This window comes from Treponema sp. HNW (genome assembly GCF_050320395.1).
Classification (GTDB): Bacteria; Spirochaetota; Spirochaetia; order Treponematales; family Treponemataceae; genus Treponema_C.
In genome coordinates this window covers 974,225-998,565 of record NZ_CP144459.1, presented here as the reverse complement: position 1 = coordinate 998,565, position 24,341 = coordinate 974,225, and the positions used below count along the sequence as shown (strand labels likewise).

Sequence of the window (24,341 nt, the reverse complement as noted above, 5' to 3'; positions counted from 1 at the left end):
AGGCAAAAAGAAAAAAAACTCCCTTAGGCTTTACTTTTACCTTGTACAGATGTATAGTATCCTTATGATAAACACCTTTAACGAGTCGAGCCTTCATAAAAAGTTAAAAACGCAAGCCGCGCAAAAATACGGCGGAAAAACCGAACAAGAGATAGGAAACTATATTTGCGATGTTCTGACCGAAGACGGAACGATTATAGAAATACAAACAAAGAGTTTTAAAAATATATGCGCCAAATTGACCGATTTGCTGCAAACACACCGCCTGATTCTCATCTACCCTCTGATATGCGAAACCTATATTGAATACTACGATGAAGGGGGTACACTCCTGTCTCGGCGCAAAAGTCCGAAAAAACGCGGCATCTTCAGCATCTTCGACGAATTAACGGGTATATGGCCGATTTTATTGCATAAAAATTTTACACTTGAAGTAATTGAAAGCACTGCGGTAAAAAAGCGGAAAAAAACCGCCGAGCCCGTCCAGTCGGTAAACAAAAAACGCCGCTTTAAAAAAAATTGGTTGAGTTTTGACACCGAGCTTTTATGCGAGGCCGGAAGCCGCTTTTTTTGTTCAAAAAAGGATTACTTGGAACTTTTGGCCGGAATACCCGAAGAATTCGGGGTAAAAGAAGCGGCCGAACGGACCGGAGCGCCGCTCAGTCAAACGCGAAAAATGCTGTGGACCTTACGCAAGACGGGCCTTATTGAAAAGACCGGATGTAAAGGAAGACGGTTTATATACCGTATAAAAGAACGGATTTAAAATAAAAAAGGCTGTCCCGAAAGCTTGTGCTTTTAAGACAGCCTTTGTTTCGGATAAAACGGCTTACCAGTTGTCCATCATATCAAAAGGATCGCGGTTTTCGAATGCGTACATATCGCTGATTGCGCGTAAGTCATCGAAATAGATATAATAGGTTCCGAAGGCAACTTCGGGATCACAGTCGATACGGAAACCGACAACGGAAAGACCGGGCCGGCTGTTAAAATAGGCGCTGTCCTGCACGATACCGCGCTTTCCGTCCGGAGAAGGAGGAACGGCGGCTACCAGCTGTTTCCAACCTGTAAAGGCAAGAGACCCCATGTACAGTTCAAAGTTGTTGCCGAAAAAGTCCTTTACCAAAACGGTCAGGGTATGATTTTGATTGCGGCCGGCAACCCATACGGACAGGGTTTTTGCAACACCGTCTATAGCCAAGGGCTGGGAAGGTGTAATAAAGAACGAGTTTATGCCGCGGCGGAAAAATTCAACCTTTACGCCGTAGGTTCTTTTATCGGACAATTCTTCCTCGCCTGCAGTCGCAATCGGAGACTTTGCTTCCGGGTCGGGTCCGCCCTCAAAAAAGCGGCCGGTAATAACACCGTAGTCGGGCGACATTTTGACATTCCATGAACCTTCGCGTTCAAAGAGGTCTATCGATACTTCACGAAGGGCAAAATTGGCCGAATCGGCTCCTAAAATCGTGGGATCGGGAGCACCAAGGGATTTATCCTGTGCCTGTGCAAACACAAGGCCGGCCGCGCATACGGCCAATAAACATACAATCAGTTTTTTCATCAGTTTGCTCCCCCGCTTACAGCATTGAAATCGGTATCTTTGAGTTTAAATCCGTCGAAAATATTTGAAAGAGTATTGGAAGAATACCGCACTTGATCAAAGTAAATCATAAAATCGTCTACAAACTCTTTGGGGTCGGTGCGGACGCGGAAACCGACAAAGGTCATTTGTTTCGGACCGGAACGCAAACGCGACACCTGAGGTATCCAGCCGGGAATGTTTACGACAACGTTTCTCCAGCCGTTAAACAGGAGGTTTCCGGCGGGCAGAACGTGCACACGGCCGTTGGCATCGCGTACCAATACGTCCAGATAGTACAAATAGTTTGCACCCCATACCCAAAAATCGATTTGATTGACGTTGCCTTTAAAAGGAACTTCATAGGGTTTCATCTCTCCGCTTCCGTCATCCTTTTGCGGATATATTTCAAACCAGTTATTTCCCTTGCGCTGAAATTTGATTTGCACACCGAGAACCTGAGGGTCCGGATCTCCTTCAACCCTGTAAAGCTGCAAAGAATTGGGCATTCCGGGAATGTGGGCCATTTTCGGATATACCTCATTTTTTTCTTCATTGACATACACCAGCTTGCTTGCCCGGATTGTCCAAGACCAATCCTGATTTTCCGGCACGTCAAAGTTATCGATTAAAATCGTCTCAACGCTTTTTGCATTTGGCTGGGCAGACAACGGCAGACAGACACAAAGAGCAAGTATAAGACTTACACAGACCAAACCGTAATGTTTCATCCAAAACTCCTTTTCTCATTATCAATTAAGAAAAAAACATTCATATACAATTATATCGGCATAATTATATTTTTTCAACAGCTATTTGTCAATCTTTGTTTAAGCCTTTTGTACGATTTATAAGGATTCTTATTGATTATTTTTTAAAAAGGACGTAGTATAAATGAAGTATCATCATACTAAGGAGTTTTTATGGGCAATATCAGTTATAAGGAATTGGGATTGGTTAACACCAAAAAGATGTTTGCCAAAGCTATTAAGGGCGGCTATGCGGTTCCCGCGTACAACTTCAATAACATGGAACAGCTGCAGGCGATTATTCAAGCATGTGTGGAAACGAACTCGCCCGTTATCTTGCAGGTTTCTTCCGGTGCGCGCAAATATGCAAACCAAACCCTGCTTCGCTACATGGCACAGGGAGCGGTTGCCTATGCAAAAGAATTGGGCTGCAAAAAGCCCCAGATCGCCCTCCATCTTGACCACGGCGATTCGTTCGAATTGTGCAAATCCTGTATTCAAATGGGATTTTCATCCATTATGATTGACGGCTCTTCCCTCCCTTACGAAGAAAACATAAAATTAACGAAAAAAGTATGCGATTACGCTCATAAACAAAAAGATTACGTAACCGTTGAAGGCGAGCTCGGCGTTTTGGCCGGCGTCGAAGACGACGTTTCCGCCGAAGAAAGCCATTACACAAAACCCGAAGAAGTTCAGGACTTTGTAAAAAGAACCGGCGTCGATTCTTTGGCTATTTCCATCGGTACAAGCCACGGCCGCCAAAAATTCAAACCCGAACAGTGCACAAAAAATGCCGACGGCGTTTTAATTCCGCCCCCCTTGGCATTTGACATCTTAAAAGAAATAGAAAAAAGACTGCCCGGTTTCCCGATTGTATTGCACGGTTCTTCGTCCGTACCCGTCGAATACGTTAAAGAAATCGAAAAATACGGCGGCAAGCTTAAAGATTCCGTCGGTATTCCCGAAGAACAGCTTCGCAAAGCGGCAAAATCGGCCGTATGCAAAATCAATATCGACTCGGACGGACGCCTTGCCATGACGGCGGCTATCCGCAAAGTGTTTGCCGAAAGCCCCAGCGAATTCGACCCGAGAAAGTACCTCGGCCCCGCACGCGACGAACTGAAAAAGATGTACATTCATAAAAACAAAAAGGTGCTCGGCTCTGCAGACCAGCTCTAAGATTTTGAGAGCTTAACGCCGGCTAACGATACACAGGGCTGTCCGAAAAGCAAACCGCTTTTTTGACAGTCCTTTTTTATTTTAAAAAAGAGAAAGCGCCCACTGTGAAACGGTCTTTTTGCGTTCGGCAAAAGAAAGTTCGCCCTCGAGCTTTAACATACCCGTAAGGCTTCCGTCCGCCAAACACACAACCTTATCCGCATAAGCGGCGATTCCCGCGTCGTGGGTAACAAGTAAAATGCCGGTTCCGCTTTTATGAACGGCTGTGATTATTTCCATAACTTTTTCCGCCGCGCGGGAATTGAGGGCTCCGGTCGGTTCGTCGGCAAATAAAATAAATAAAACGGCTTAGTCTTGTTTTTAACGATACGGTATGTTATTATAGCATATCTACAAAAAGTTGAACTTACATTTGATTACGCAAACAGGATACCTCTATGATTTTAGATGATTTTAAACTGACGGGTAAAGTTGCAATCGTTACCGGCTGTAATACGGGATTGGGACAGGGAATGGCATGCGCCCTCGCGGAAGCGGGTGCCGATATTTTCGGAGTATACCGCAGTACTCCCGGCGAAACTCCGGCTATGATCCGAAAATGCGGCGGACGTTTTGAAGGGATACAGGCGGATTTATCCGTTCCCGCAAATGCCGAAAATATTATAAACCAAGCGGTCAATACCTACAAACATATAGATATTTTAGTAAATAATGCCGGTATTATCCGCCGGGAAGACAGTATCGCTTTTTCGGAAAAAGACTGGGACGATGTTTTAAATACGAATCTGAAAAGCCTCTTTTTTTTATCCCAAGCAGCGGCAAAGCATTTTATTGCTCAAAACAGCGGAAGAATCATCAATATAGCTTCAATGCTTTCATATCAGGGCGGAATACGCGTTCCGTCCTATACCGCTTCAAAAAGCGCCGTAAAAGGGTTAACGATGACATTGGCAAATGAATGGGCACAGCACGGCATAACCGTTAATGCTATTGCCCCCGGCTATATTGAAACAAACAATACGGTTGCTTTGCGCGCCGATGAAAAGCGTAACGCGGCCATTTTGGAGCGTATACCCGCAGGCCGATGGGGGACTCCCGACGATATAAAAGGAGCGGTTGTTTTTTTAGCGTCAAAAGCGGCGGAATATATAAACGGATTTACACTCGCGGTAGACGGCGGCTGGCTTGCGCGCTGAAAGAGCAGGAGTCCGTCTTTTCAGATAAACTTTAGAATCTTTTTTCCGAAAAGCGAAACGGCGCAGTATACGAAGGCTGCGGAAAGCACCGTCCAAAAAGGCAGGTTTAAAAGATTCATAACGTCGACGGCGCTCGGAATAAGGGCGAGACCGAGAGTAAAGCCTGCGAGTAAAAAAAGGCGTTTAGGAAGGTCTTTCGATACGGGAATACCGGAATGCTGAAAAAGGCCGCAATTACTGCATAGTTCGCCGAGAAAATAAAAGGTATGTTTAAAACCTATGAGCATGGATGTATATATGACCGGCTTTACAAACAACAAGTACCAATCGAGTACATCATGCCGATGCATAATACGAGCCGGCATATATACCGCATAAAAGGCTGCAAAGACAAAATAAAGGGAAAACAGGACCTTGTCATGCTTTTTGATAAAAATCACATAAAAAACCGTACAAAAAAGACAGGGAAGCACTATTTCAAAAAAAAGATAAAAACCGTAATTCGGAAAAAAAGCATACCGTATAAGATAATAAGCAGGCGTAAACATACATTCGATAAAAGCATACACGGCTCCCAATATCAAACCCGTTAACGCCGATGCATAGGCTGCCGGACTTTGTTCGTGATTTTTTGTCAGCATATATACGAGGCTTAAAGGAAGAACCGTAATCATAAAAAGTTTCATAATAAAAAGATTATACCCGAAAAAACGGAAAATGCAAGTATCGGGCATACGGTTCTTTAGAGCAAATTTTATTAATTATTACAAAAAAAAGATTTGCGTTTTTTTACAACTGATTGTATAATGTAACGGATGAGCGGTACCTCTGCGTTTTGCTGCGCTTTAACGGGAGCTTACCGTAAAGTAAAAAAGGAGTTTTTTTATGCCCAAAGTATTGTCAATTATCCTCGGCGGCGGTAAAGGCACCCGCTTATATCCGCTGACAAAGGAGCGGTCCAAACCGGCCGTTCCCTTCGGGGGTAAACACCGCATTGTAGACATACCCGTTTCAAATTCAATCAATTCGGACTTTAAACAGATTTATCTGCTTACCCAATTCAATTCCGCATCGCTTCACATGCATATCACGTCGGCATACAACTTTGACCGCTTTTCCCAAGGCTTTGTAGAGATTCTTGCAGCGGAACAAACGCTTGAACATTCGGGCTGGTATGAAGGAACGGCGGATGCCGTACGCAAAAACTTTATTCACTTTAAAACGCGTAAACCGACCCACTATATTATACTTTCCGGCGATCAATTATATCAAATGGATTTAAGGGGCTTTCTTGATTATCACATACAAAGCGGAGCACAGATAACGATTGCGACAACGGCCGTCAACCGCTCGGACGCTTCGGGCTTCGGTATTATGAAAGTCGATAAAACACGGGAAATAACGGCGTTTATGGAAAAACCCGCCCCCGATGCCGATATAAGCGATTGGATTATTCCGGATGAAAGCCGCACTCCCGGTGCGGTACAGGGTAAGGATTACCTTGCATCGATGGGTATTTATATTTTCGATGCTCCCATCCTTGAAGAAGCCTTGGATAACGAATATACCGATTTCGGCAAAGAAGTTATTCCTCTTGCAATTAAAAAATATAAGGTATTTTCGTATATTTTTGACGGATACTGGGAAGACATCGGTACGATTAAAAGCTTTTACGATGCCACAATCGACCTTGCCTCCGTTACGCCTAAATTCAATTTTTACGATGAAGAAAAGCCGATTTTTACAAAACCGCGCAATTTGCCCCCCTCAAAAACGAATAATGCCCAAATGACGCGCTGTATAGCCAGCGAGGGCTGCGTTATTACCGAAGCAAGTATTACGGATTCGGTAATCGGCATACGAAGCGTTATTGAGCGCCAGTCGACCTTGCACGGAGTTGTCTGCATGGGAGCGGACTTTTACGAAACGGAAGAAGAAAAAGCCGAAAACCGTGCAAAGGGTATTCCCAATATAGGCATCGGATGCAATACGCATATTAAACGCGCTATTATCGATAAAAACGCCCGTATCGGCAATAACTGTCTGATAGGCTGCTGTAATCCCCTGCCCGACTGCGAAACCGCGGAATATGTGGTTTCGGACGGTATCATTGTCATAAAAAAGAATGCCGTTATACGGGACCATACGGTTATAGGCTGATATTCTCTGCATACTCCGCATCCGGATTCGGTGCAGAGTATGCAGGAAAAATTAAAGGAACAAAAAATCAGCGCACTGTGCGTAAAAAGGCGTCTTTAAAGCCGCGTGAAACAAAGCGTTTTAAGATAACGGGATATTCGTCCTTATTCAGAGGTCCGATAAGAACCTGATAAGCTTCGGGTACCTTTTCGGATTGAAGGAGTTTCACCGGATATTTATCCGCATATTTTTCTATAATCTCGGCTATATATGCCTTGCTTTTATAGGTTGCAAGCTGAATGCAATAGCTTCCCGCCCCGAGAGCCGAAAGACTGTCTATAAGGTATGGCTCCGTATCGGGGTCGGCCGGCTCACCGTACACGGGCTTTTCGGCAAAGAGAACCTCGGTTTCATCGGAATAGGTAAAATAATCGGGTAAAACACTTTCTTCGGCGGAGGATACATCGGCCGTTACCGACTCGCCCTCATCTTCAAAAACGGGGGGCTTTTCTTCAGCCGCTATGAGAATGTTGGGCTCAAGCTCAAATTCCGTCTTCCGCACAAGTTCAGGTTCCGATTCGGCCTCGTCGGGTTCGGGTTCCGCTGCGACTTCGCTTGCCTCAGGCTGAGAAACTGCATCTTCGGCATAAAGCTCCGGTTCAGGCTCCTGTACAAGTTCCGGCCCGTTCTCCGTTTTTTCAGTCAAAGTATCGCCGGCAGCCGCAACAAGCGGAGTTTCAACAAGGGGCTCATCATACACGGTTTGGAAAACCTCCTCGGCAGGCGGGACAACCTCCGTTTCTTCTTCATCCGCTTTTTGCGCCGTTTCGGCAATTTCAATATGCTTTGTATCCGTTTCGTCCTTATCCGCAAAGGGAGTAAAAACGCTTTTTTCACCTTCCGCAGCAATTTCTGCAGAGGGTTCGGCAAAAGCTTCCTGTTTTTCGACTGCAGGTTCGGGAACCGGTTCAACAACCGCCGCTTCAGAGCTTTCAAAGACGGTATGGGAGGCGCTTTCGGATGCCGTATCCCTGTCTTCGGCCGGGTCTGCCGCTTCGGACGGAAGCTCCTGTACCGGATCGGCTTCCGCTTTTACATACTCTTCATATAAAACCGAATCGTCTCCATTTTTTGCGGCCGGGTCGGCTTGAGGAAGGGCATCAAAGGCTTTTGCCAAAACGGAACGTTCCGTGTCTCTTCCGTTTTTTGTAAGCTGCACAATACTGTTTGAATCCTTGACAATAAAAAGGATATCGGCGGCTTCGGGGGACAACACGACGGCAACGCCTTCGGAAGGACTGAAAGTTCCGAAAACCAAAGCTTCAATGCTCACTTTTGCCGCAGGATTGGTAATTAACACGGTATCTCCGGGTAAAAAGGCTGCAGTTTTAACATATAAACCCGGCGGAAGTTCTCCCGGAGAAGCCACAAGAGCCCGTCCGTCCAAAGAAGGCTTTGAAGCGCTTACAAACAGCACGGCGGCTATGATAATGCTTATTTTTACAGCGATATTTTTTGTCATACTAACCCCTTAACGTATCCCTTGTATTACATTGGCAACGGCATAGCCGAGCTCCTGAGCAAAACGCCTGAGCGCCTGCGTATCGTTTTCATTTTCAAATTTTGCGGGAATGATATTCCTTTTTTCCTGAATATCGCGGTTATTCCGTACCCGTACAATGCGCCAATCGACATTTTCTATATCGTCAAAAACGATTTTTGCCGGATTTTCAGGCATTTTATCCTTATAGGTAACATTGATTTGTACCATGAATTCAAAAAAACCTTCGGCACTGCTTTTAAGAGCCTTTTGAGCGGCTTCCTGAATATCGGAATCAAACACTGCCGGTTCTCCGCTTGAAACAATATGGCCGCGGTCAAACAAAGTTTCAAGTATGCCGCTTTCAATCATCAGCGTCGAAGCTCTCAGGGCCTCGACATCGGAATTTTTTTGACACATAAAGATGCTTACGGAAGAAGCGGATACACATGCCGGCACGGTCAAAAAAAACGATAAAACAAAAAGATGTACTGCCCTTTTCAACATCCCCTCCAATAAAGAATAATTGTTTGAAACTATCCTCTTTATATTGTCGGTTTTTTTTCTCCGGTATTTAGCAAAAAAAGCATCTGCGATTGAAGAAACAAGCGTCTTATGGTATGATAAAAAAATCCTATGAAATATTTTGCGGTGCAGGTGCGAACTTTAAAAGAAGATGCATATATTGAAAGAGTAAGCGGCTATCTTCATTTTCGACAAGATAAACAGGAATTCTTTTTTCCGAAACGCAAACTTGCCGTGCGCCGTATGGGAAAAACGACTCATGAAATACGACCGATTTTTCCCGGCTATATATTCGTGTCCGCCGAAGCAATAGATCCCCAGCTTTTCAATATCATGCGCGGAACAAAGGACTTTACCCGTTTTCTAAAAAACAACCGCGACATTACGGCCATCGAAGGACGCGATTTAACGATTTTACGTCATTTTTTACAATTCGGCGGTATTGCCGAAACATCCGAGGTCGGTTTTGATGAAAACGACCGCATTGTCGTAAAATCGGGCCCCATGCAGGGCTTGGAAGGTTTAATAGTAAAGGTCGATAAACGCAAAAAAAGAGCAAAAATAGCCCTTGATTTTGCAAACGAGCATTTTTTAATCGATTTAGCCTTCGATATTTTGGAGGAAAGCCGAAATGAACCGCAGTGAACAATTTATTTACATTATCGGAGCGGGCTTTGCGGGTCAAATGATTGCCGCCGAGATAGGCAGAAAAAAGATTTTCGGTAAAACGGCCGCCTTTATCGATGACGACCCGGAACTTATCGGAAAAAAAATAGACGGAATTCCCGTCTTGGGTCCCGTCGACGAGTTTATTTCGTTTTTACGGCATGCCGACCGCGATGAAGCTATTATCGCAATGCCCTCGGCCCCGAAAGAGCGCATAAAATCGATATACGAAAGCCTTTCCCGCGCCGGTTTCAGCCGCATAAAAATACTGCCTGCAATATCGCAGATAGTGGACGGAACGGCCCACCTTATTCAAGCCCGTGAAATAGACCCCCTCGATGTCCTGGGACGTACGCCGGTTACCCTCTCCCTCAAAGAAAGCCTGGCATATTTACGCGGAAAACGTGTTCTTATAACGGGAGCAGGAGGTTCAATCGGTTCGGAGCTTGCCCGTCAACTGCTTTCGGGAGGGGCGCAGCGGCTGTATTTATTCGGACACGGAGAAAATTCGATTTATCAAATCGATAAGGAACTGCATATACTGCAAAAAGAAGGAGTCGGCGAAAAAGCGGTGATTGTCCCCGTTATCGGCGATTTGAAAAACCGAGAGTATATGTTTTATATTCTTTCAAAATTAAAGGCCGATGTGATTTTTCACTGTGCAGCCTATAAGCACGTACCGCTTATGGAAGAAAATCCGGTTGCGGTTATTGAAAACAACGTATTCGGAACCAAAAACCTCTTGGACGCCTCACTTGCCTGCGGAACCGAACGCTTTGTACTTATATCGACCGATAAGGCGGTAGAACCCGTATCGGTATACGGCGTATCAAAAATGCTGTGTGAAAAGCTTGTGCTGCAAGCGGCTCAAACCCTCCGGGAAAACAATCCGGATATACAAAAAAAAGGTGCGGCCTATATGTTTGTACGCTTCGGCAACGTACTCGGCTCGCGAGGTTCAATCTTACCCCTCTTTGCCGAACAGTTAAAAACGGGCGGCCCGCTTACGGTAACGCACCCTGAAATGAAGCGTTATTTTATGACAATTCCCGAAGCATGCTCCCTTGTTTTAAAAGCGGGCGGGGTCGGTTCAAATGCGACTCCCTACCTTTTGGATATGGGAGAGCCTATAAAAATAGAAGAAATAGCCCGCCAATTTATCCGATTTTCGGGCCTTGAACCCGATAAGGACGTACGGATAAGTTACATCGGCTTGCGGCCGGGAGAACGCATGGAAGAACCCCTGTGGACGCAGCAGGAGCATCCCCTGCAAACCGAATATCCGAAAATCCTCAAATTGCATCCGGTTTGCGATGATTTTCCCTTGCACAAGATACTGGAAAAGCTGTATCCTATCTGTGTCGCAGGAACCCCGAACCTCTACCGCAGCCGCAGCGCACTGTTGGAGATTTTAACGGAGACAGTCCCTTCATTAAAGGAATCCTATAATGGCAATATCTGAACGCTCAGGGCAGGAACCGAACGTGCCCTTTTTTTTACCCTCTATCGGCACTGAAGAAGAACAGGCGGTACTGCGTGTTATGCGCTCCGGCTGGCTTACAACGGGACAGGAAGCCCCGGCTTTCGAAAAAGAATTTGCCGATTTTGTCGGCTGTAAACACGCCTTGGCGGTAAACAGTGCGACTTCGGGCCTTATGCTTTCTATGTCGGCTTGCGGCATACGGGCGGGCACGAAAATACTGACTACGCCCTACACCTTTGTTTCCACGGCAACGACAGCCTTTCACTTGGGAGGCGGAGCGGTGTATGCGGATACGGAGGAAGACGGTTACAATATAGATCCTGCACAAATAGAACAAAAACTGAAAAAAGACCGCTCCATACGCGCCATCGTTCCGGTTCATATGGGAGGCCTTCCCTGCAATATGACTGAAATAAAGCGCATAGCGGATTTTTACGGTGTAAAAGTAATAGAAGATGCGGCCCATGCATTTCCTTCAAAAACCGCTCAAGGCTATGCGGGAACCCTGGGAGATGCGGGTGTCTTTTCGTTTTATGCCACCAAAACGATTACAACCGGCGAAGGCGGCATGATTTGTACAAACAATGATACAATAGCCGAGGCGGTACGGATTATGCGTATGCACGGCATAGACCGTACGGTTTGGGACCGCTATACGTCAAAAAACGCTTCATGGAAGTATGATGTGGTAAAAGCGGGCTTTAAATGCAATTTGCCCGATATTTTGGCTGCAATCGGCCGCGAGCAGTTAAAAAAAGCTCAAATTTTGGGCGAAAAGCGAAAAAAAATCGCTCTTCGGTACACCGAAGCTTTTAAAAACTTCGATTTTTTGGAATGCCCGCCCGACGGTGAGGGAAACGCATGGCACTTATATTTACTGCGTATATGCAGAGAAAAACTTTCTATAAACCGTGACGAATTCGGTTCCCTTTTACAGCAGCGGGGCATTAATATATCCGTGCACTTTATTCCCCATTTTCATTTTACCTTTTTTAAAAAACACTGCGGACTGAACGTCCGAAGTTTTCCGCACGCACAAAAGCTCTACGAAACGACACTGAGCCTTCCGCTGTGGCCCGATATGGATGATGCAATGATAGAGCAGGTTATTCAAACCGTTACGGACATCGGGAAAAACAATTATGAAAACTGATAAAACCTCCGTATCGAAGATACACGTATCATCCTCATTTTACAGCGATACGGCAAAAAACGACTTTTTGTATGCCGTACTCATAAGAAGTCCGATAGCAAACGGCAGTATACGCGATATAAAACACGAAGGTTTGCCTGAAGGATACTCCCTGTTTACGGCAAAAGATATTCCCGGAGAAAAACTTATCCGAACCTTCGGTAGCGAATTTCCGGTTTTTGCGTGGGATAAAATCTCATATGAGGGAGAACCGATCGGCATACTGACCGGTCCCGATTATTACAGGCTGCACCGGATTGCCTGCGAGCTGAACATAAGCTGTACGCAGGCCTTCGATTCATCTGCTTCCTCAAAAAAAGAAACGTCCCGAGACATATTGGCCGAACGCCGATACGGATACGGAAATTTCGATTCGGCATGGAAAAATGCAAAAATACGGGCGGATAAAACCTACGAATTGAATCTGCTTTTTCCGTCAAATTCGGAAACCGACGGAGCCTTTTGCCGTATACAGGGGAAAACGCTGAATGTCCATACGGCAAGCCGCTGGACGGCCCATCTGTATCAAAATCTTTGTGCCGTATTGGACAGAGAACAAAGTTCGATTCAGCTCCACAAAACCCTCTTTTCCGCGGTAAAAACGAATGCGCCCTGGCATAACACCGTTTTAAGCGTTCAGTGTGCCCTTGCGGCGGTATTGACAAAGCGCTCCGTTTTATTGAGCCTTTCACGGCGCGAACAAATGCTGTATATAGAACGCCCCCTTCCCGTAAAAATCAGGCATAAGACCGCAATCAACAATGAGGGAACCATAACCGGCGCTTTTGTTTCCGTTTCGGTCGATGCGGGAGCCTTTAATCCCTTTATATCGCCCCTTTTGGACAGGTTGGCAATTACCTCTTTGAGCATATACAAACCGGAGAATTTTACCGTGGAAGCTCGGGCATACCGCTCGTATAATCCGAGCGGAGCCGCCTCCATGCAGTGGGCGGATTACCACGGATTTTATGCAATGGAATCGCAAATACAGGAATTGGCCCGTTCCTCCGAATTGAATTCGGCGGATATACGTTTAAAAAATATCTTTGCGGCAAAAAAAACGGAAAAAAACTTTCCCTTCCGTATTGAAACCGAGCCGGTACGGGCCGTTATACAAAATGTACTGGATAAAAGCGATTTTTACCGCAAATTCTCGAGCTATAAGCTGAACGGGTTTAAAAGCGAAAACCTGTTTTCAACCGTTCCGCTGCGCGGTATAGGATTTTCATGCGGATATGAGGGAAGCGGTTTTTTAGGAGCAAAAATCAATTCCTTGCGTCAAAGCTTGGAAGTATGTATGGAAAAAGACGGCAGTACCCGTATTTATGCAAATGCATCGTCGGTAACCGTCTCCAATATTTGGAAAAGCATAGCAGCGGAACTTTTAAGCATTCCCGTTGCATCGGTAAAAATCGAAAACGGCGGCTCTTCTCAATCGGAAGCAACGGAACTTCCCGAAACGCTTATGAGCAATATCAGCGTCATGACACAATTGCTGAAAAAATGTTGTGCGGCAATTCAAAAACTCAGGTTCCGTCAGCCGCTCCCGATACGGGTAAAGCGCAGTCTCACCCCCGGAAAAAAAAGCAGCTGGTCGCAGGAAGAATTTAAAGGTACGCCCTTTTATACCACCTCATGGGCGGCAGCGGCGGCGGAGATTGAGCTTAACCCGAAAACTTATACATATATCGTTCGTAATATTTGGATAAGCATAGACGGAGGAACCATTCTCTATGATTCAAAGGCCGAATTCGCGGTACACCAATCGATACGGCGGCTTTTTTCATGCTCGGAAGAATTTCAAAGCAATCCCCTGCCGGCAATTTTTATAGATTTTATACCGGGCAATAGCGAACCGAAACAAATAGGAGAACTTGTATTCAATGTACTGCCGGCGGCTATAGGAAATGCGGTATGCCAGGCTTTGCAAAAAAGAATAGAACGATTTCCCCTTACTCCGCAGGCGGTGTATTCCTGTATCAAAGAAAGGGAAAAGGAGGAAGAAAGTGCTCATACGGCTGAACATAAATCATAACCCTCTAAACGCCGAATGCCGAGCGGAAGAACCGCTTTCCGCCGTTTTAAGAAGAGCGGGCTTTTTTTCCGTTAAATGCGGATGCGGCAAGGGACTGTGCGGTGCCTGTACGGTCTTTATTCAGGGCCGCTCCGTTCCTTCGTGCCTTATCCCCGTTTCGGCGGTGCGGGATGCCGAAATCATTACCTTGGAATATTTTATGCAAACCGAAGATTACCTCGATATTGAATTGGCATTCCGCAGTACGGGCATAGAACTCTGCGGTTTTTGCAATGCAGGAAGAATTTTTGCCGCACATGAAATAATAGAATCGGGCAGCCGAACCGAAGCCTTCGTTATTATGGAACGTTTGCGTACTTTTTCATGTTCATGTACGGAAGACGAACCCCTTGCAGATGCGATTATGCTTGCCTCGGAGATACGCAGAAAACGCCTCGGGAGTATTAAATATGGACGCTAAAACCGATACCTTTTTTGTCTCGACTTTAACGGAAGCATTGCAGCAATTAAAGAATATCCCGGATTTAAAAGTGGCGGCAGGATGTACTTCATACGGAAAAACCCCTGACGGAACGGGAATAAAACTGCCCCGCTCGACCCTTTTTATAAAACATATTCCGGAGCTGCAAATCATAGACAGAAAAGAGCGTTATGTGGAATTCGGCGCAGCGGTCAGTTTAAACCGCATTTTGGAATTGGGTAAAAAACGTATTCCCGCTTTTTTTTACGACGCGGTTTCTTCGGTCGCCTCGCACAATATCAGGAATTTGGCAACCATAGGCGGCAATACATGCAGAAGCGACCATAAAATGAGTTTATTCGCTCCGCTTTTGGCGATGGACGCAAAATTGGAATTTAAAAGCGCCCTTGAAACAATACAGATTCCGCTTTCCAAATTCGTTTCGGTCCCCGAAGGCTTTTTACTTTCAAAAATACACATGCCCGTTGAGGATTGGACAACCGCCCTCTTCCGCCGCTTGGGACCGGCTTATGAAATAAGCCCGCTTTCGGTATCATTCGCCTTTTTGGCGGACACTTCAAAGGGCTACCTCGGCGATATGAGCGCGGCCTTTTGCGGACCCGTTTCGGTTAAAAGCCGGGAAATGGAAAACTCCATCATAGGCTCCCGCCTTCCCCTATCCGAAAAAGATATTGAATCGGTTTTACAAAAGGCATCGCAGATTTACGATGCGGAAGCGGAAAAATCGCACAAAGCCTGTCCGCCTATTTTAAAAGAGCAGTATATAAATCTTTTGCACTATGCTCTTAAAACATTACTCTAAACATTTGAAAGTAACCGTCGCCCTAATAGCCTACCGTCTGTGCTATTTCTACAATAGATAACTCATGGTTATAAAGTAATTCAAGAGCCTTAGTCATTCTTATTTTTTGAGTGTATTCATTTATTGTAGTGTTAAAACAATCTTTAAAACCGGTTACCAATTTTTGCTGATTGATAGAAAAATTTTGGGTTAGTTCTCCATTTTCGAATGGATAATCCCACTATCAGATAAAGAATTGTCGGAATCAAACCAACTGAAAGAGAAAAAAGAAATGCTTGATTTTTTTCTATAGAGACAATACCCAATAAAAGTAACGGATTTATCACCGCATCTTCCATGGTATGAGCAATAACCAACGGCCATACGGATTTTGTAATTTGAAAAATTTCAGTATACATTACCGTCCAAACCGTAACTACGATTGTTCCTATCAAGAAAAATGCCAATCTTCCAACAGGTAAGATATTTTGTATTTCACTTTCGGAAAGAAATATCATAATATAAGGCAAATGCCAAAGCCACCATATAAATCCGATAAGTAAATATATTTTTAAATCGGATAATTTTAACTTTAATAATTGATTTGTAAGATAAGCTCTCCACACGGATTCTTCAAATATATTTTTTATAAATTGAATTGTAATCTGTGTAAACAAAATTCCGAAATAAGCCGTAAGACCTATACTCATATTGGAAAATCTGATACCTTTTGTTATTACGCCCAGTAAAATAACAATTATAGTAACGACCGGATATACCAAAAAACTTATTAAATATAATATTTTATTATTTTTAAAATTACATGCGAATCCTGCATTTTTCCAGCCGTCTCCGCCAAAAGTGCGCAGAACCATTGTACAAATTAATGGCGATACTAACCAAATAAGCATTCCCAAGGGCTCTTCGCCTGCCATTGTACCGATATTTTCATAATGAGCTTGACCTGTCAATTTATCGACAAGATATCCTATCCAGCCGCAAAGGGTACTGAAAATTGTAAAAATAATTATATTTCGTTTAGTTATATTTGTGTTATTCATCTTCTTTTTTATACTCCATAAATATTTTTTCTTTAAATCCTTTTTGCTTACCGAACATAACTTTCTCCCGTTTTATTTCGATAAAACCTAATTTAGTATAGCAATTAATTGCTGCAAAATTTGTATCTGTCACATCCAAAAGATAGTTTGTATAACCTGTTTCGGATATTACTTTTGTTATCAAAAAAGAAGCGATACCTCGGCCTTGAAATTTTTGTTTAACGGCTACAAATTCTATAAAGCCTGTAGTTTCAGAATTACAATAATTAATTTCAAAATCTTTGAAATTTGTCATGTATAAAATCCGGCCGACAAAGGCTCCGAAATATTTTTGAGCTGCTTTTTTTGCTCCATTTACAGTTCTTCCTTTAATATCTGAAAGTGCTAAAACTCCGATAATTTCCTGTTCAGTTTCTATCAGATAAAAATAATTTATTCTTATGCATTCTTTAAGAAAACTTTCTACTTTATTCTTTCCGACTTTATTTATAAATTCGGAAAAATCTTTTTGAAATGCATCGAGAATGCAATCGACAATTTTGTTTCTATCAGATTCTTGTGCTTGTCTTATTTTTTTCATACGGAATTCCTTTAATGCCTGTTTGTTCTTTATATGCTTTTTTTCAATTTTTTAAACCATTCCATATTAAAAGCAGCGATGTCGATTCCATAGTCCAAGGCAGCCATCGTGAATGTACCGATGTCTTCGATGCTTTCGGATATATTTTTTTTATGCAATGCTTTAATTCTTTTTTGATACTCTTTATCGGTAAGTAAATAATTCTTTAAAGCAGCTCTTTCATCTTCAACATTTATTGACTCTTTTACGGATTTTAATGCTGCATAGTCTTTTTCTAAGGAGACAATAATTTGATCGATTAAATATTTCCGGCTTTCCTTCGGAACATAGCCCATAAAAAGAAGTTTTGCAAAATCCATATTCTTTGTTTTTGAAGTATTAAGCGGCACCTTTATCCAATCTAGTAATGCCTTTTGCCCGATATCGGTTATTGAGTATTTTTTTTTATTTACTCCTTTTTCGACCAGTTCTTCAAAACCAACCATTTTCAGCTCAAGCAATTTTTTAAGAGCTACCTGAATGCTTCCGAGGCTGTCACTGCACATGGATTTAAAATTATTTTTAATAACATTTCTTATCTCGTATGCAGTCATTCTGTGTAACAGTAAAATTCCTAAAATTATTTTATCCATAAAAACACCTGTTCATTTCTATATATACCTTATAGTAACATACCTTTTAGGTACTGTCAATAATTTTACTATATTATTTTTTTAATAAGTTTTATGATGCCTCATATATGGGAAAAGTAATTAACCGGAAATCTTGACGGATACGTCCTTTTTTATCTTAAAAGTTCAGCGGATAAACATCGCATCCCCGTATGAAAAAAAACGGTAGCGGTTTTCCACGGCTTTTTTATAGGCATTGAATATATGCTCTTTTCCGGAAAAGGCGCTTACGAGCATTAAAAGCGTCGATTCGGGCGTATGGAAATTCGTAATCAGTTTATCCACCGCATTAAAAGTGCAGCCCGGATATAAAAAGATATTTGTCGAAGAGCTTCCGCTATGAAGAGCTCCGTCTTTCCAAGCCGACTCCAAGGTCCGTACCGCCGTAGTGCCGACCGCAATAACCGGCCTTCCCTCTTTTTTTGCGCGGTTTACGGCTTCCGCCGTTTCGGGACTGACGGTATATACTTCGCGGTGCATTACATGGTCTTCAATACGTTCGCTTCGGACGGGTAAAAAGGTTCCCAAACCTACGTGAAGGGTTACAGAAACTCTTTCAATTCCCTTATTTGCCAAGCGCTCCAGCAGCGCCTCGGTAAAATGAAGGCCCGCAGTAGGACAGGCGACGGAACCGGGCACTTCGGCATAAACGGTTTGATAGCGCGAAGCGTCTTCTTCGGTATCGCTTCGTTTTATGTAGGGAGGAAGCGGCATGTGACCGTTTCTTTCAAACCAGGCTTCATCCGGACAAAAGCGTTTTTTTGCACCGTAAGACTCATGGGCGCGGCAGGCTTCGGAGCGCTCAAAAGAGAGGGTACGGAATTCGGTTCCCGCATCTTCCGCGCGCTCGACTATCTCGGCAAAGCTACCGTCTGCAAAACGGTAACGGTTTCCGGGCTTATGTTTTTTTGCGTTTTTTACCATCGCGCGCCATAAGGAACTTGTGCCGGCCGGAGCGCCGTTTGAAGAAGGCGTTTCACCGGAAGAACCGAGGGGTTCAAGCAATAAAAACTCAACCGGCTTTGAAGAAGGCGCCGGTTTTGAAAAAGCCGAACCGATTTTTTCGGCATAACAGCGCGATGGGCGCACCTTTGAATTATTGAACACCATCAGAGCGCCTTCTTCGATTAAATCGGGCAGATCGTCAATCATATGATGAAAAATACGGCCGTCGGTTTTGTTTAAAACCATCAGCTTATCTTCGCCGCGCACCTTTGACGGATACTGGGCAATGAGTTCGTCGGGTAAATCAAAATAAAAGTCTTTCGTCAGCATGTAAACGTTTTCCCTGTAATCCCAAATGTGTGTACGCTTTTTCGGTTACCGTGCGGCCGCGCGGCGTCCGTTGTAAAAGACCGGATTGTATTAAATACGGCTCATAATAATCTTCCAAAGTATCGGCCGACTCTCCGATGGATATGGCGAGGGTTTCCGCCCCGACAGGGCCGCCGCCGAAGTTTTCGATAATGGAACGTAAAATAGCGCGGTCGTAGCGCTCCAAGCCGAGAAAATCTATTTCCAGTTTATCCAAACCGGCGCTCACAATATCCTTGGTAATACGGCCGCTTCCCGCAACCTGGGCAAAATCCCTCATGCGGCGTAAAATGCGGTTTGCAACGCGGGGGGTGCCGCGCGAACAGTCGGCCATAAGAGAAGCGGCATCATCGTCCGCTTCAATATTTAAAATGGAAGCGGAACGCCGTATAATGGCGGCAAGTTCTTCCGATGCGTAAAAATCGAAACGCTGAACAATACCGAAACGGCTGATAAGCGGACTTGAAACCATACCGGCCTTTGTAGTCGCGCCTACAAGGGTAAAAGAAGGAATGGGAATACGCACCGTGCGGGCGGCGGCCCCCTGCCCTATCACCCAGTCAAGCTCGTAATCTTCCATTGCGATATAAAGCATTTCTTCTATTGCAGGCTTTAAACGGTGAATCTCGTCGATAAAAAAAACGGTACGCTCGCTGATAGTCGATAAAATGCCTGCAAGGTCTTTGGGCTTGTCCAATGCGGGGGCGCTCGTTACTTTAAAGTCCGCCCCCAGTTCCCGTGCGGTTATTTGCGCAAGGGTGGTTTTTCCCAATCCGGGCGGCCCTATTAAAAACAAGTGGTCGAGGCTTTCGCTTCGTTCACGCGCCGCTTTGATAAAAACGCCCAAATTTTCTTTTATCTTTGTCTGTCCCAAAAAATCATCCAAAAATTTGGGGCGAAGGTTTATATCGCGGTCTTCATCCATAGGGACTGCCGCTCTTAAAATATCTTCAGACATATATTCTCCCGTAGCGATTCCCGTCCTGCTTAAGCAAGTTCCACAATGGCGCGGCGGAAAAGCAGTTCTTCGCGGGCGGCCTTATTTTTCGATTTAAAGTCCGCATCTTCTTCAAGACTTTGTAAAAGTTTTTCGACCGTTTCTTCGCAGGCGTGTTTTTCATAGCCCATATTCATCAAAGCCGAAATAAGGTCCGCCCACTGAGCATAGATGCCCGAACGGGAGGCGGATACTTTAACAAAATCGCCCGCATCGTCGAGGCTTAACTTTCCCTTTAAAGTAAGCATCATTTTTTGCGCAGTTTTTTTACCGACTCCCGGAATTTTTTCAAGGCGGGCGATATTTTCCGAATCCAAAGCTTCGGCCAATTCGCGCGCACTGACCGAAGAAAGGATGCGGACAGCGGCTTTAGCGCCCACGCCCTCGACCTTCATCAAATCGATAAAAACGCTTCGCTCGGCTTCGCTTGCAAAGCCGAATAACTTCATGGCATCTTCGCGGTGATAAAGCCAGGTATATATTTTAGCCGTTTCCCCCACGTTGGGAAGCAAATCAATCGATGTAAGCGGAACGGTAATATCCCATTCAAGTCCCCGATTTTCAATATACACGGTTTGCGGCGATTTGTACGTAATCGTACCTGCAATACTGTTAAACATTGTACTACTATAATCTTATTTTAACGAAAATACAAGCCGACGGAAGAAGGGTAAAAAAGCTTGTATCAGTTTTTTTCGAGCAAAAAAAGATACTCTGTAACACAGGTATTACGCTTGTGTAAATTACGGCTTCCCCTAAAAACGGTATAGGGAGATTCGAAGATTTCGAGCTTGCCCCGCTTTTTAAGATCGTTTACGATTTCCTCTTTTGGAATAAAACCTTCGGAATTAAAAGAAAGTAAAACAAAGGAGGCCTTAACATCGTCTATAAGGTTATACAGCGCTTTTTTTGCACAAGATGCCTTATTGTAAACGGAGCGGTTCCAATCGGCCGGAATTCCGGATACTTCACTGGGCTTAAAGGGTTCTTTATTTTCGGCGATGAGGTTCAGCATAAAATAGTTTGAACCGTAGGGATGCTGGTTATAGGGAGGGTCAAAATAAGCTATGTCCACTTCCGGAAGCGAGGGGGCAAGCTCATTCGCATCGCTTTTATAGATGAGGGTTTCGCAGTCGTATTTGCTGAATACGGGAAAAGGAAGTTCAGTATTGCCGGTAATGCGGCTGAGGGCATCGCCGTTTTTTCCGCCGAAGGTGCCTATACCCGTGTCGCGGTTTTTATAAAAGCCCTTAAAAACTCCCGCCGTATTTGCGTGGACTGAAGCTTCGGCCAAAAGCGGGGCAATAAAAAAGGGGCGGATATGTGCGGGAAACTCTTCAATCATCGAACGCGCCGTATCCAAATAGGCGGCATTACGCGTTGTATAAAAAACACGCTCATGTTTCTTTATATTTTTATCGTTTTTCGGCGCGTATAGGCGGCTGATAATACCGCGCGTCCATTTTCCCGAACATTCACATTCTTCAAGCTTTTCTTCAAGAATGCAAAAAGAGCCGCGCAATTCAACCATATCTCGCTGATCGGAATTTGAAAGATAACAGGTATTTATAATATGACTGTATAATTCAAAGTCGTTTGCAATAAGATATGAAGCGTACTGCTTAAAAAAACGCGACACAATTCCGGAACCGGAAAAAGCGTCGAAAACGCGCAGCTTGGGCTTATTCAGTTTTTTTTGAACAAAAGATACCGCTTCCTCAATAAAGTTAAGTAAAGAACGCTTATTACCCAAATAGGTAATGAGCTGTTCAGTCAAATATTCCGTGTGTTCGCCGTCCATACTATGCCTTATCATGCACGCCTTTCAGCAAGTGCTGTGAATATGAGTAATTGCTGCGGCCAGAGCATCGGCCGCATGATCCGGCTTGGGAATTTCTGATAAGCCCAGCAAAAGTTTTACATACTGCTGCACAAGGGCCTTATCGGCTTTTGCGGTTCCCGAAACCGATTTTTTTATACAGTTGGGTGAATACTCAAAAAGCGGAATAGAATTGCTGCACAAACACAGAGTAAGCACACCGCGCGCTTCGGCAACGCAAAGAGCGCTCGTTACGTTTTTGGCAAAATAAAGAGTTTCCATACCGGCTTCGGAAGGCTCATATGCATCGATAATTTCTTGGAGCCGGTTATAGATAAGTAAAAGGCGTTCTCCCCTGCTTAAATCTTTTTCGGTTTCGATAACGCCCTGAGCCGCACAGCGGTACCGGGAATCTTCGTAGTCAACTACGGCCCAGCCCGTCGATGCAAGCCCGGGGTCTAACCCCAATACCCGCCTCAAAGGCGGCATCTTGGAGGAAGACGCCGTACCGGAAACGAATTTCTTCGTTCCCGGCATAGACACAAAGGACAAGGTGTTTATTCCGCCTCGAAGCCTTCGGGAATATCGATGTTGGAATAGACGTTTTGTACGTCGTCATCTTCTTCCAAGCGGTCAATCAACTTTAATACCTTACGTGTCGTATCGGCATCGAGGGTTGAATAGGTATCCGGAACCATGGAAATTCCTGCGGAAACCGATTCATAGCCCTTGTTTTGCAAAAACTCGAGAACGGTTTCAAAATCGGCAGGATCGGTGGTAACCGTAATGACGCCGCCGTCTTCGGCAATGTCTTCGGCTCCGGCTTCAAGACCTGCTTCCATTATTTCATCTTCTTTAACGGCTTCGGCATCGTATTCGATAACGCCCTTGCGGTTAAACATATAGGCAACCGAACCCGTTGCACCGAGGTTTCCGCCGCTTTTTGAAAAAATATTGCGCACGTTTGCCGCGGCACGGTTATTGTTGTCGGTAAGCACTTCAACCAAAACGGCAACTCCGCCCGGTCCGTATCCTTCGTAGATTTTTTCTTCGTAAACGGAACCGCCGAGTTCACCCGTTCCTTTTTTGATCGCGCGTTCGATATTGTCCTTAGGCATGTTTGCGGCACGGGCTTTTAAAATAGCCGTACGAAGACGCGGATTTGAAGAGGGATCTCCTCCGCCCATACGGGCCGATATGGAAATTTCTTTAATGAATTTCGTAAACAGCTGCCCGCGCTTTGCATCCGCAGCACCTTTTGCGTGTTTAATGGTTGCCCATTTACTATGTCCTGACATCGGAACTCCTATCACATATAAAATACTGTTGAAAAACCTCTAAAAAGCTGACCGAGTTTCTAGAGCTGTCCTTGATTATAACACAAGGAGAATTCTCTGTCAATCACGGTAGAAAGACCGCACCGGGACGGCAAAAAAGTAAATATCTGTAAGAAAATGTCAGATAATTCAATACCGGTAAAACCGATTTAAAACCGCATTATTGACTAAGAGTCAAAAAAAGATTATAATCAATGCACTTTAATATCCGGAGGCAGTTTATGGCAGGAGCCAGTAAAAACTCTCGTACTACGGTCGCAACTCACAAGTTTTTTTGTACGTGCGGCGGTGAAGTTATTATGAAAACTCTGTGTGAAGGCGGAAAGGTAAAAAACGTTGCGGAATGTACAAAATGCAAACGTCTTGAACGCCGCCCCAAGGACTTCAGATAAAACGCAGTGAACCCGGGTACGGGAAAGAAAAGCAAGTCTGTCCGAAAACTTCGGTTTTAGGACAGTTACCTTGATTTTGAGCGCGATGTTTAAAATTAAGTCATTGCAATATAAAGACTTAATTTTAAACTCGAAGGGTTGTTTTAAAAGTAACCGACTTTTAAAACAACCCCGTTTTTTTTTGCTATTCGGCGCAAACCATGTAGGGACAGTTATTATCAAATGTCCACCTTAAAACCTGATTGATTCGTTTTTGGTACCCTTCTTCTTCAATTTTCAGCGCATTGCGCAGTTCCGGCTCCATATGTGTAAGAATATTTTCATCGCTAAGATGTGCCCGGTCGGGATGAATTTCATACCAAGGTCTAAATTCGGCAAGTTCTTCTTTTGTCAACCTTGGGCAATCCGAATAATCGATTGTTTTAAATTCGGTAAGATTTTTTTATCTTCTTCCGTTAAACGGTAATTCTTTATTTCTTCGATCGTCATTGTTTTTATAGTATTCATCTATTTCCTCCTTTTCGCTTTTCGTGCGGAAATTAAACGGATGCTATGCACACGTTCCGTATAACTGACAAATAAAACCTTCTCCACCATTCCGATAGTAATATATCTTTCTTCT

Annotated in this window: 29 protein-coding genes; 11 read left to right on the top strand and 18 right to left on the bottom strand. The window is 44.3% G+C overall.

Going from position 1 to position 24,341, the window contains the following annotated elements; all coding sequences use genetic code 11:
* The first annotated feature begins 64 nt into the window (after window positions 1-64).
* The gene (locus V1L52_RS04675) at window positions 65-766 is read left to right on the top strand and encodes a helix-turn-helix domain-containing protein (protein ID WP_428771141.1); all 702 of its coding nucleotides are present in this window, start codon (window positions 65-67) and stop codon (window positions 764-766) included.
* A 63-nt stretch (window positions 767-829) separates the two neighbouring features.
* Here the strand turns inward: V1L52_RS04675 and V1L52_RS04670 are convergent, their stop codons facing one another.
* Together V1L52_RS04670 and V1L52_RS04665 are read right to left on the bottom strand one after the other, a co-directional pair.
* Window positions 830-1,561 carry a flagellar filament outer layer protein FlaA gene (locus V1L52_RS04670; protein WP_428771140.1) on the bottom strand — a complete coding sequence of 244 codons (732 nt, stop codon included), beginning with the start codon at window positions 1,559-1,561 and terminating at the stop codon, window positions 830-832.
* The gene (locus V1L52_RS04665; RefSeq protein WP_428771139.1) at window positions 1,561-2,310 is read right to left on the bottom strand and encodes a flagellar filament outer layer protein FlaA; all 750 of its coding nucleotides are present in this window, start codon (window positions 2,308-2,310) and stop codon (window positions 1,561-1,563) included. The genes V1L52_RS04670 and V1L52_RS04665 overlap by 1 nt, the downstream gene beginning before the upstream one ends.
* 192 nt (window positions 2,311-2,502) lie before the next feature.
* On the opposite strand from V1L52_RS04665, the gene V1L52_RS04660 reads away from it, so the two are divergent.
* Window positions 2,503-3,510 (top strand): class II fructose-bisphosphate aldolase, encoded by a 1,008-nt coding sequence (locus V1L52_RS04660; RefSeq protein WP_428771138.1) that lies wholly within the window; start codon window positions 2,503-2,505, stop codon window positions 3,508-3,510.
* A gap of 81 nt (window positions 3,511-3,591) precedes the next feature.
* Here the strand turns inward: V1L52_RS04660 and V1L52_RS04655 are convergent, their stop codons facing one another.
* Window positions 3,592-3,789: a hypothetical protein gene (locus V1L52_RS04655; RefSeq protein ID WP_428771137.1), complete on the bottom strand. Its 198-nt coding sequence runs from the start codon at window positions 3,787-3,789 to the stop codon at window positions 3,592-3,594.
* 158 nt (window positions 3,790-3,947) lie between these two features.
* Here V1L52_RS04655 and kduD point away from each other — a divergent pair, with 158 nt between their 5' ends.
* The gene (gene kduD / locus V1L52_RS04650; protein ID WP_428771136.1) at window positions 3,948-4,706 is read left to right on the top strand and encodes a 2-dehydro-3-deoxy-D-gluconate 5-dehydrogenase KduD; all 759 of its coding nucleotides are present in this window, start codon (window positions 3,948-3,950) and stop codon (window positions 4,704-4,706) included.
* 20 nt (window positions 4,707-4,726) lie between these two features.
* Here kduD and V1L52_RS04645 read toward each other — a convergent pair whose 3' ends face one another.
* Window positions 4,727-5,392 (bottom strand): hypothetical protein, encoded by a 666-nt coding sequence (locus V1L52_RS04645; protein WP_428771135.1) that lies wholly within the window; start codon window positions 5,390-5,392, stop codon window positions 4,727-4,729.
* Window positions 5,393-5,591: 199 nt separating this feature from the next.
* Here V1L52_RS04645 and V1L52_RS04640 point away from each other — a divergent pair, with 199 nt between their 5' ends.
* Window positions 5,592-6,866: a glucose-1-phosphate adenylyltransferase gene (locus V1L52_RS04640; RefSeq protein ID WP_428771134.1), complete on the top strand. Its 1,275-nt coding sequence runs from the start codon at window positions 5,592-5,594 to the stop codon at window positions 6,864-6,866.
* A gap of 67 nt (window positions 6,867-6,933) precedes the next feature.
* Here V1L52_RS04640 and V1L52_RS04635 read toward each other — a convergent pair whose 3' ends face one another.
* Window positions 6,934-8,367 (bottom strand): hypothetical protein, encoded by a 1,434-nt coding sequence (locus tag V1L52_RS04635; protein WP_428771133.1) that lies wholly within the window; start codon window positions 8,365-8,367, stop codon window positions 6,934-6,936.
* A 9-nt stretch (window positions 8,368-8,376) separates the two neighbouring features.
* A complete protein-coding gene (locus V1L52_RS04630) occupies window positions 8,377-8,892 on the bottom strand; it encodes a hypothetical protein (RefSeq protein WP_428771132.1) in 516 nt (171 codons plus the stop codon).
* 129 nt (window positions 8,893-9,021) lie between these two features.
* On the opposite strand from V1L52_RS04630, the gene loaP reads away from it, so the two are divergent.
* The 6 genes from loaP to V1L52_RS04600 are packed head-to-tail and all read left to right on the top strand — an operon-like array spanning window position 9,022 to window position 15,569.
* Entirely contained in the window at window positions 9,022-9,555 is a 534-nt protein-coding gene (gene loaP, locus V1L52_RS04625) for an antiterminator LoaP (protein WP_428771131.1), read from the top strand.
* Window positions 9,542-11,038: a polysaccharide biosynthesis protein gene (locus tag V1L52_RS04620; RefSeq protein ID WP_428771130.1), complete on the top strand. Its 1,497-nt coding sequence runs from the start codon at window positions 9,542-9,544 to the stop codon at window positions 11,036-11,038. The genes loaP and V1L52_RS04620 overlap by 14 nt, the downstream gene beginning before the upstream one ends.
* The gene (locus V1L52_RS04615) at window positions 11,025-12,212 is read left to right on the top strand and encodes a DegT/DnrJ/EryC1/StrS family aminotransferase (protein WP_428771129.1); all 1,188 of its coding nucleotides are present in this window, start codon (window positions 11,025-11,027) and stop codon (window positions 12,210-12,212) included. Before V1L52_RS04620 ends, V1L52_RS04615 begins: the two co-directional genes overlap by 14 nt.
* Window positions 12,202-14,286: a xanthine dehydrogenase family protein molybdopterin-binding subunit gene (locus V1L52_RS04610; protein WP_428771128.1), complete on the top strand. Its 2,085-nt coding sequence runs from the start codon at window positions 12,202-12,204 to the stop codon at window positions 14,284-14,286. Before V1L52_RS04615 ends, V1L52_RS04610 begins: the two co-directional genes overlap by 11 nt.
* On the top strand, window positions 14,258-14,746 hold the full coding sequence (locus tag V1L52_RS04605; RefSeq protein WP_428771127.1) for a (2Fe-2S)-binding protein: 489 nt from the start codon (window positions 14,258-14,260) through the stop codon (window positions 14,744-14,746). Before V1L52_RS04610 ends, V1L52_RS04605 begins: the two co-directional genes overlap by 29 nt.
* Complete coding sequence (locus V1L52_RS04600; RefSeq protein ID WP_428771126.1) at window positions 14,736-15,569, top strand: FAD binding domain-containing protein; 834 nt, start codon at window positions 14,736-14,738, stop codon at window positions 15,567-15,569. The genes V1L52_RS04605 and V1L52_RS04600 overlap by 11 nt, the downstream gene beginning before the upstream one ends.
* A gap of 22 nt (window positions 15,570-15,591) precedes the next feature.
* Here the strand turns inward: V1L52_RS04600 and V1L52_RS04595 are convergent, their stop codons facing one another.
* The 10 genes from V1L52_RS04595 to V1L52_RS04550 form a co-directional block, all read right to left on the bottom strand.
* The gene (locus V1L52_RS04595; protein ID WP_253688076.1) at window positions 15,592-15,729 is read right to left on the bottom strand and encodes a hypothetical protein; all 138 of its coding nucleotides are present in this window, start codon (window positions 15,727-15,729) and stop codon (window positions 15,592-15,594) included.
* The gene (locus tag V1L52_RS04590; protein ID WP_428771125.1) at window positions 15,713-16,609 is read right to left on the bottom strand and encodes a CPBP family glutamic-type intramembrane protease; all 897 of its coding nucleotides are present in this window, start codon (window positions 16,607-16,609) and stop codon (window positions 15,713-15,715) included. Before V1L52_RS04590 ends, V1L52_RS04595 begins: the two co-directional genes overlap by 17 nt.
* The gene (locus V1L52_RS04585) at window positions 16,602-17,189 is read right to left on the bottom strand and encodes a GNAT family N-acetyltransferase (protein ID WP_428771124.1); all 588 of its coding nucleotides are present in this window, start codon (window positions 17,187-17,189) and stop codon (window positions 16,602-16,604) included. The genes V1L52_RS04590 and V1L52_RS04585 overlap by 8 nt, the downstream gene beginning before the upstream one ends.
* 29 nt (window positions 17,190-17,218) lie before the next feature.
* Window positions 17,219-17,821, bottom strand: a complete 603-nt coding sequence (locus V1L52_RS04580; RefSeq protein WP_428771123.1) for a PadR family transcriptional regulator — start codon at window positions 17,819-17,821, stop codon at window positions 17,219-17,221.
* 165 nt (window positions 17,822-17,986) lie between these two features.
* Entirely contained in the window at window positions 17,987-19,135 is a 1,149-nt protein-coding gene (gene queA, locus V1L52_RS04575) for a tRNA preQ1(34) S-adenosylmethionine ribosyltransferase-isomerase QueA (protein ID WP_428771122.1), read from the bottom strand.
* The gene (gene ruvB, locus V1L52_RS04570; protein ID WP_428771121.1) at window positions 19,110-20,132 is read right to left on the bottom strand and encodes a Holliday junction branch migration DNA helicase RuvB; all 1,023 of its coding nucleotides are present in this window, start codon (window positions 20,130-20,132) and stop codon (window positions 19,110-19,112) included. The genes queA and ruvB overlap by 26 nt, the downstream gene beginning before the upstream one ends.
* A gap of 29 nt (window positions 20,133-20,161) precedes the next feature.
* Window positions 20,162-20,791, bottom strand: a complete 630-nt coding sequence (ruvA, locus tag V1L52_RS04565) for a Holliday junction branch migration protein RuvA (protein WP_428771120.1) — start codon at window positions 20,789-20,791, stop codon at window positions 20,162-20,164.
* A 65-nt stretch (window positions 20,792-20,856) separates the two neighbouring features.
* Window positions 20,857-21,972: a DNA adenine methylase gene (locus tag V1L52_RS04560; protein WP_428771119.1), complete on the bottom strand. Its 1,116-nt coding sequence runs from the start codon at window positions 21,970-21,972 to the stop codon at window positions 20,857-20,859.
* Between the two features lie 24 nt (window positions 21,973-21,996).
* Window positions 21,997-22,527 carry a crossover junction endodeoxyribonuclease RuvC gene (ruvC, locus tag V1L52_RS04555; protein WP_428771118.1) on the bottom strand — a complete coding sequence of 177 codons (531 nt, stop codon included), beginning with the start codon at window positions 22,525-22,527 and terminating at the stop codon, window positions 21,997-21,999.
* 20 nt (window positions 22,528-22,547) lie between these two features.
* Window positions 22,548-23,288, bottom strand: a complete 741-nt coding sequence (locus V1L52_RS04550) for a YebC/PmpR family DNA-binding transcriptional regulator (RefSeq protein ID WP_428771117.1) — start codon at window positions 23,286-23,288, stop codon at window positions 22,548-22,550.
* Window positions 23,289-23,548: 260 nt separating this feature from the next.
* Between V1L52_RS04550 and V1L52_RS04545 the strand changes: the two genes are divergently transcribed.
* The gene (locus V1L52_RS04545; RefSeq protein WP_428771116.1) at window positions 23,549-23,719 is read left to right on the top strand and encodes a hypothetical protein; all 171 of its coding nucleotides are present in this window, start codon (window positions 23,549-23,551) and stop codon (window positions 23,717-23,719) included.
* 184 nt (window positions 23,720-23,903) lie between these two features.
* On the opposite strand, the gene V1L52_RS04540 is transcribed toward V1L52_RS04545, so the two are convergent.
* A complete protein-coding gene (locus V1L52_RS04540) occupies window positions 23,904-24,113 on the bottom strand; it encodes a hypothetical protein (protein WP_428771115.1) in 210 nt (69 codons plus the stop codon).
* A 113-nt stretch (window positions 24,114-24,226) separates the two neighbouring features.
* Window positions 24,227-24,316 (bottom strand): hypothetical protein, encoded by a 90-nt coding sequence (locus V1L52_RS04535; protein WP_428771114.1) that lies wholly within the window; start codon window positions 24,314-24,316, stop codon window positions 24,227-24,229.
* Window positions 24,317-24,341 lie beyond the last annotated feature (25 nt).

Excerpts from the sequence above, each read along its gene's own strand:
- V1L52_RS04675 (WP_428771141.1), top strand. The coding sequence starts at position 65 with ATGATAAACACCTTTAACGAGTCGAGCCTTCATAAAAAGTTAAAAACG.
- V1L52_RS04670 (WP_428771140.1), bottom strand. The coding sequence starts at position 1,561 with ATGAAAAAACTGATTGTATGTTTATTGGCCGTATGCGCGGCCGGCCTT.
- V1L52_RS04665 (WP_428771139.1), bottom strand. The coding sequence starts at position 2,310 with ATGAAACATTACGGTTTGGTCTGTGTAAGTCTTATACTTGCTCTTTGT.
- V1L52_RS04660 (WP_428771138.1), top strand. The coding sequence starts at position 2,503 with ATGGGCAATATCAGTTATAAGGAATTGGGATTGGTTAACACCAAAAAG.
- V1L52_RS04655 (WP_428771137.1), bottom strand. The coding sequence starts at position 3,789 with ATGGAAATAATCACAGCCGTTCATAAAAGCGGAACCGGCATTTTACTT.
- kduD (WP_428771136.1), top strand. The coding sequence starts at position 3,948 with ATGATTTTAGATGATTTTAAACTGACGGGTAAAGTTGCAATCGTTACC.
- V1L52_RS04645 (WP_428771135.1), bottom strand. The coding sequence starts at position 5,392 with ATGAAACTTTTTATGATTACGGTTCTTCCTTTAAGCCTCGTATATATG.
- V1L52_RS04640 (WP_428771134.1), top strand. The coding sequence starts at position 5,592 with ATGCCCAAAGTATTGTCAATTATCCTCGGCGGCGGTAAAGGCACCCGC.
- V1L52_RS04635 (WP_428771133.1), bottom strand. The coding sequence starts at position 8,367 with ATGACAAAAAATATCGCTGTAAAAATAAGCATTATCATAGCCGCCGTG.
- V1L52_RS04630 (WP_428771132.1), bottom strand. The coding sequence starts at position 8,892 with ATGTTGAAAAGGGCAGTACATCTTTTTGTTTTATCGTTTTTTTTGACC.
- loaP (WP_428771131.1), top strand. The coding sequence starts at position 9,022 with ATGAAATATTTTGCGGTGCAGGTGCGAACTTTAAAAGAAGATGCATAT.
- V1L52_RS04620 (WP_428771130.1), top strand. The coding sequence starts at position 9,542 with ATGAACCGCAGTGAACAATTTATTTACATTATCGGAGCGGGCTTTGCG.
- V1L52_RS04615 (WP_428771129.1), top strand. The coding sequence starts at position 11,025 with ATGGCAATATCTGAACGCTCAGGGCAGGAACCGAACGTGCCCTTTTTT.
- V1L52_RS04610 (WP_428771128.1), top strand. The coding sequence starts at position 12,202 with ATGAAAACTGATAAAACCTCCGTATCGAAGATACACGTATCATCCTCA.
- V1L52_RS04600 (WP_428771126.1), top strand. The coding sequence starts at position 14,736 with ATGGACGCTAAAACCGATACCTTTTTTGTCTCGACTTTAACGGAAGCA.
- V1L52_RS04590 (WP_428771125.1), bottom strand. The coding sequence starts at position 16,609 with ATGAATAACACAAATATAACTAAACGAAATATAATTATTTTTACAATT.
- V1L52_RS04585 (WP_428771124.1), bottom strand. The coding sequence starts at position 17,189 with ATGAAAAAAATAAGACAAGCACAAGAATCTGATAGAAACAAAATTGTC.
- V1L52_RS04580 (WP_428771123.1), bottom strand. The coding sequence starts at position 17,821 with ATGGATAAAATAATTTTAGGAATTTTACTGTTACACAGAATGACTGCA.
- queA (WP_428771122.1), bottom strand. The coding sequence starts at position 19,135 with ATGCTGACGAAAGACTTTTATTTTGATTTACCCGACGAACTCATTGCC.
- ruvB (WP_428771121.1), bottom strand. The coding sequence starts at position 20,132 with ATGTCTGAAGATATTTTAAGAGCGGCAGTCCCTATGGATGAAGACCGC.
- ruvA (WP_428771120.1), bottom strand. The coding sequence starts at position 20,791 with ATGTTTAACAGTATTGCAGGTACGATTACGTACAAATCGCCGCAAACC.
- V1L52_RS04560 (WP_428771119.1), bottom strand. The coding sequence starts at position 21,972 with ATGGACGGCGAACACACGGAATATTTGACTGAACAGCTCATTACCTAT.
- ruvC (WP_428771118.1), bottom strand. The coding sequence starts at position 22,527 with ATGCCGGGAACGAAGAAATTCGTTTCCGGTACGGCGTCTTCCTCCAAG.
- V1L52_RS04550 (WP_428771117.1), bottom strand. The coding sequence starts at position 23,288 with ATGTCAGGACATAGTAAATGGGCAACCATTAAACACGCAAAAGGTGCT.
- V1L52_RS04545 (WP_428771116.1), top strand. The coding sequence starts at position 23,549 with ATGGCAGGAGCCAGTAAAAACTCTCGTACTACGGTCGCAACTCACAAG.
- V1L52_RS04535 (WP_428771114.1), bottom strand. The coding sequence starts at position 24,316 with ATGGTGGAGAAGGTTTTATTTGTCAGTTATACGGAACGTGTGCATAGC.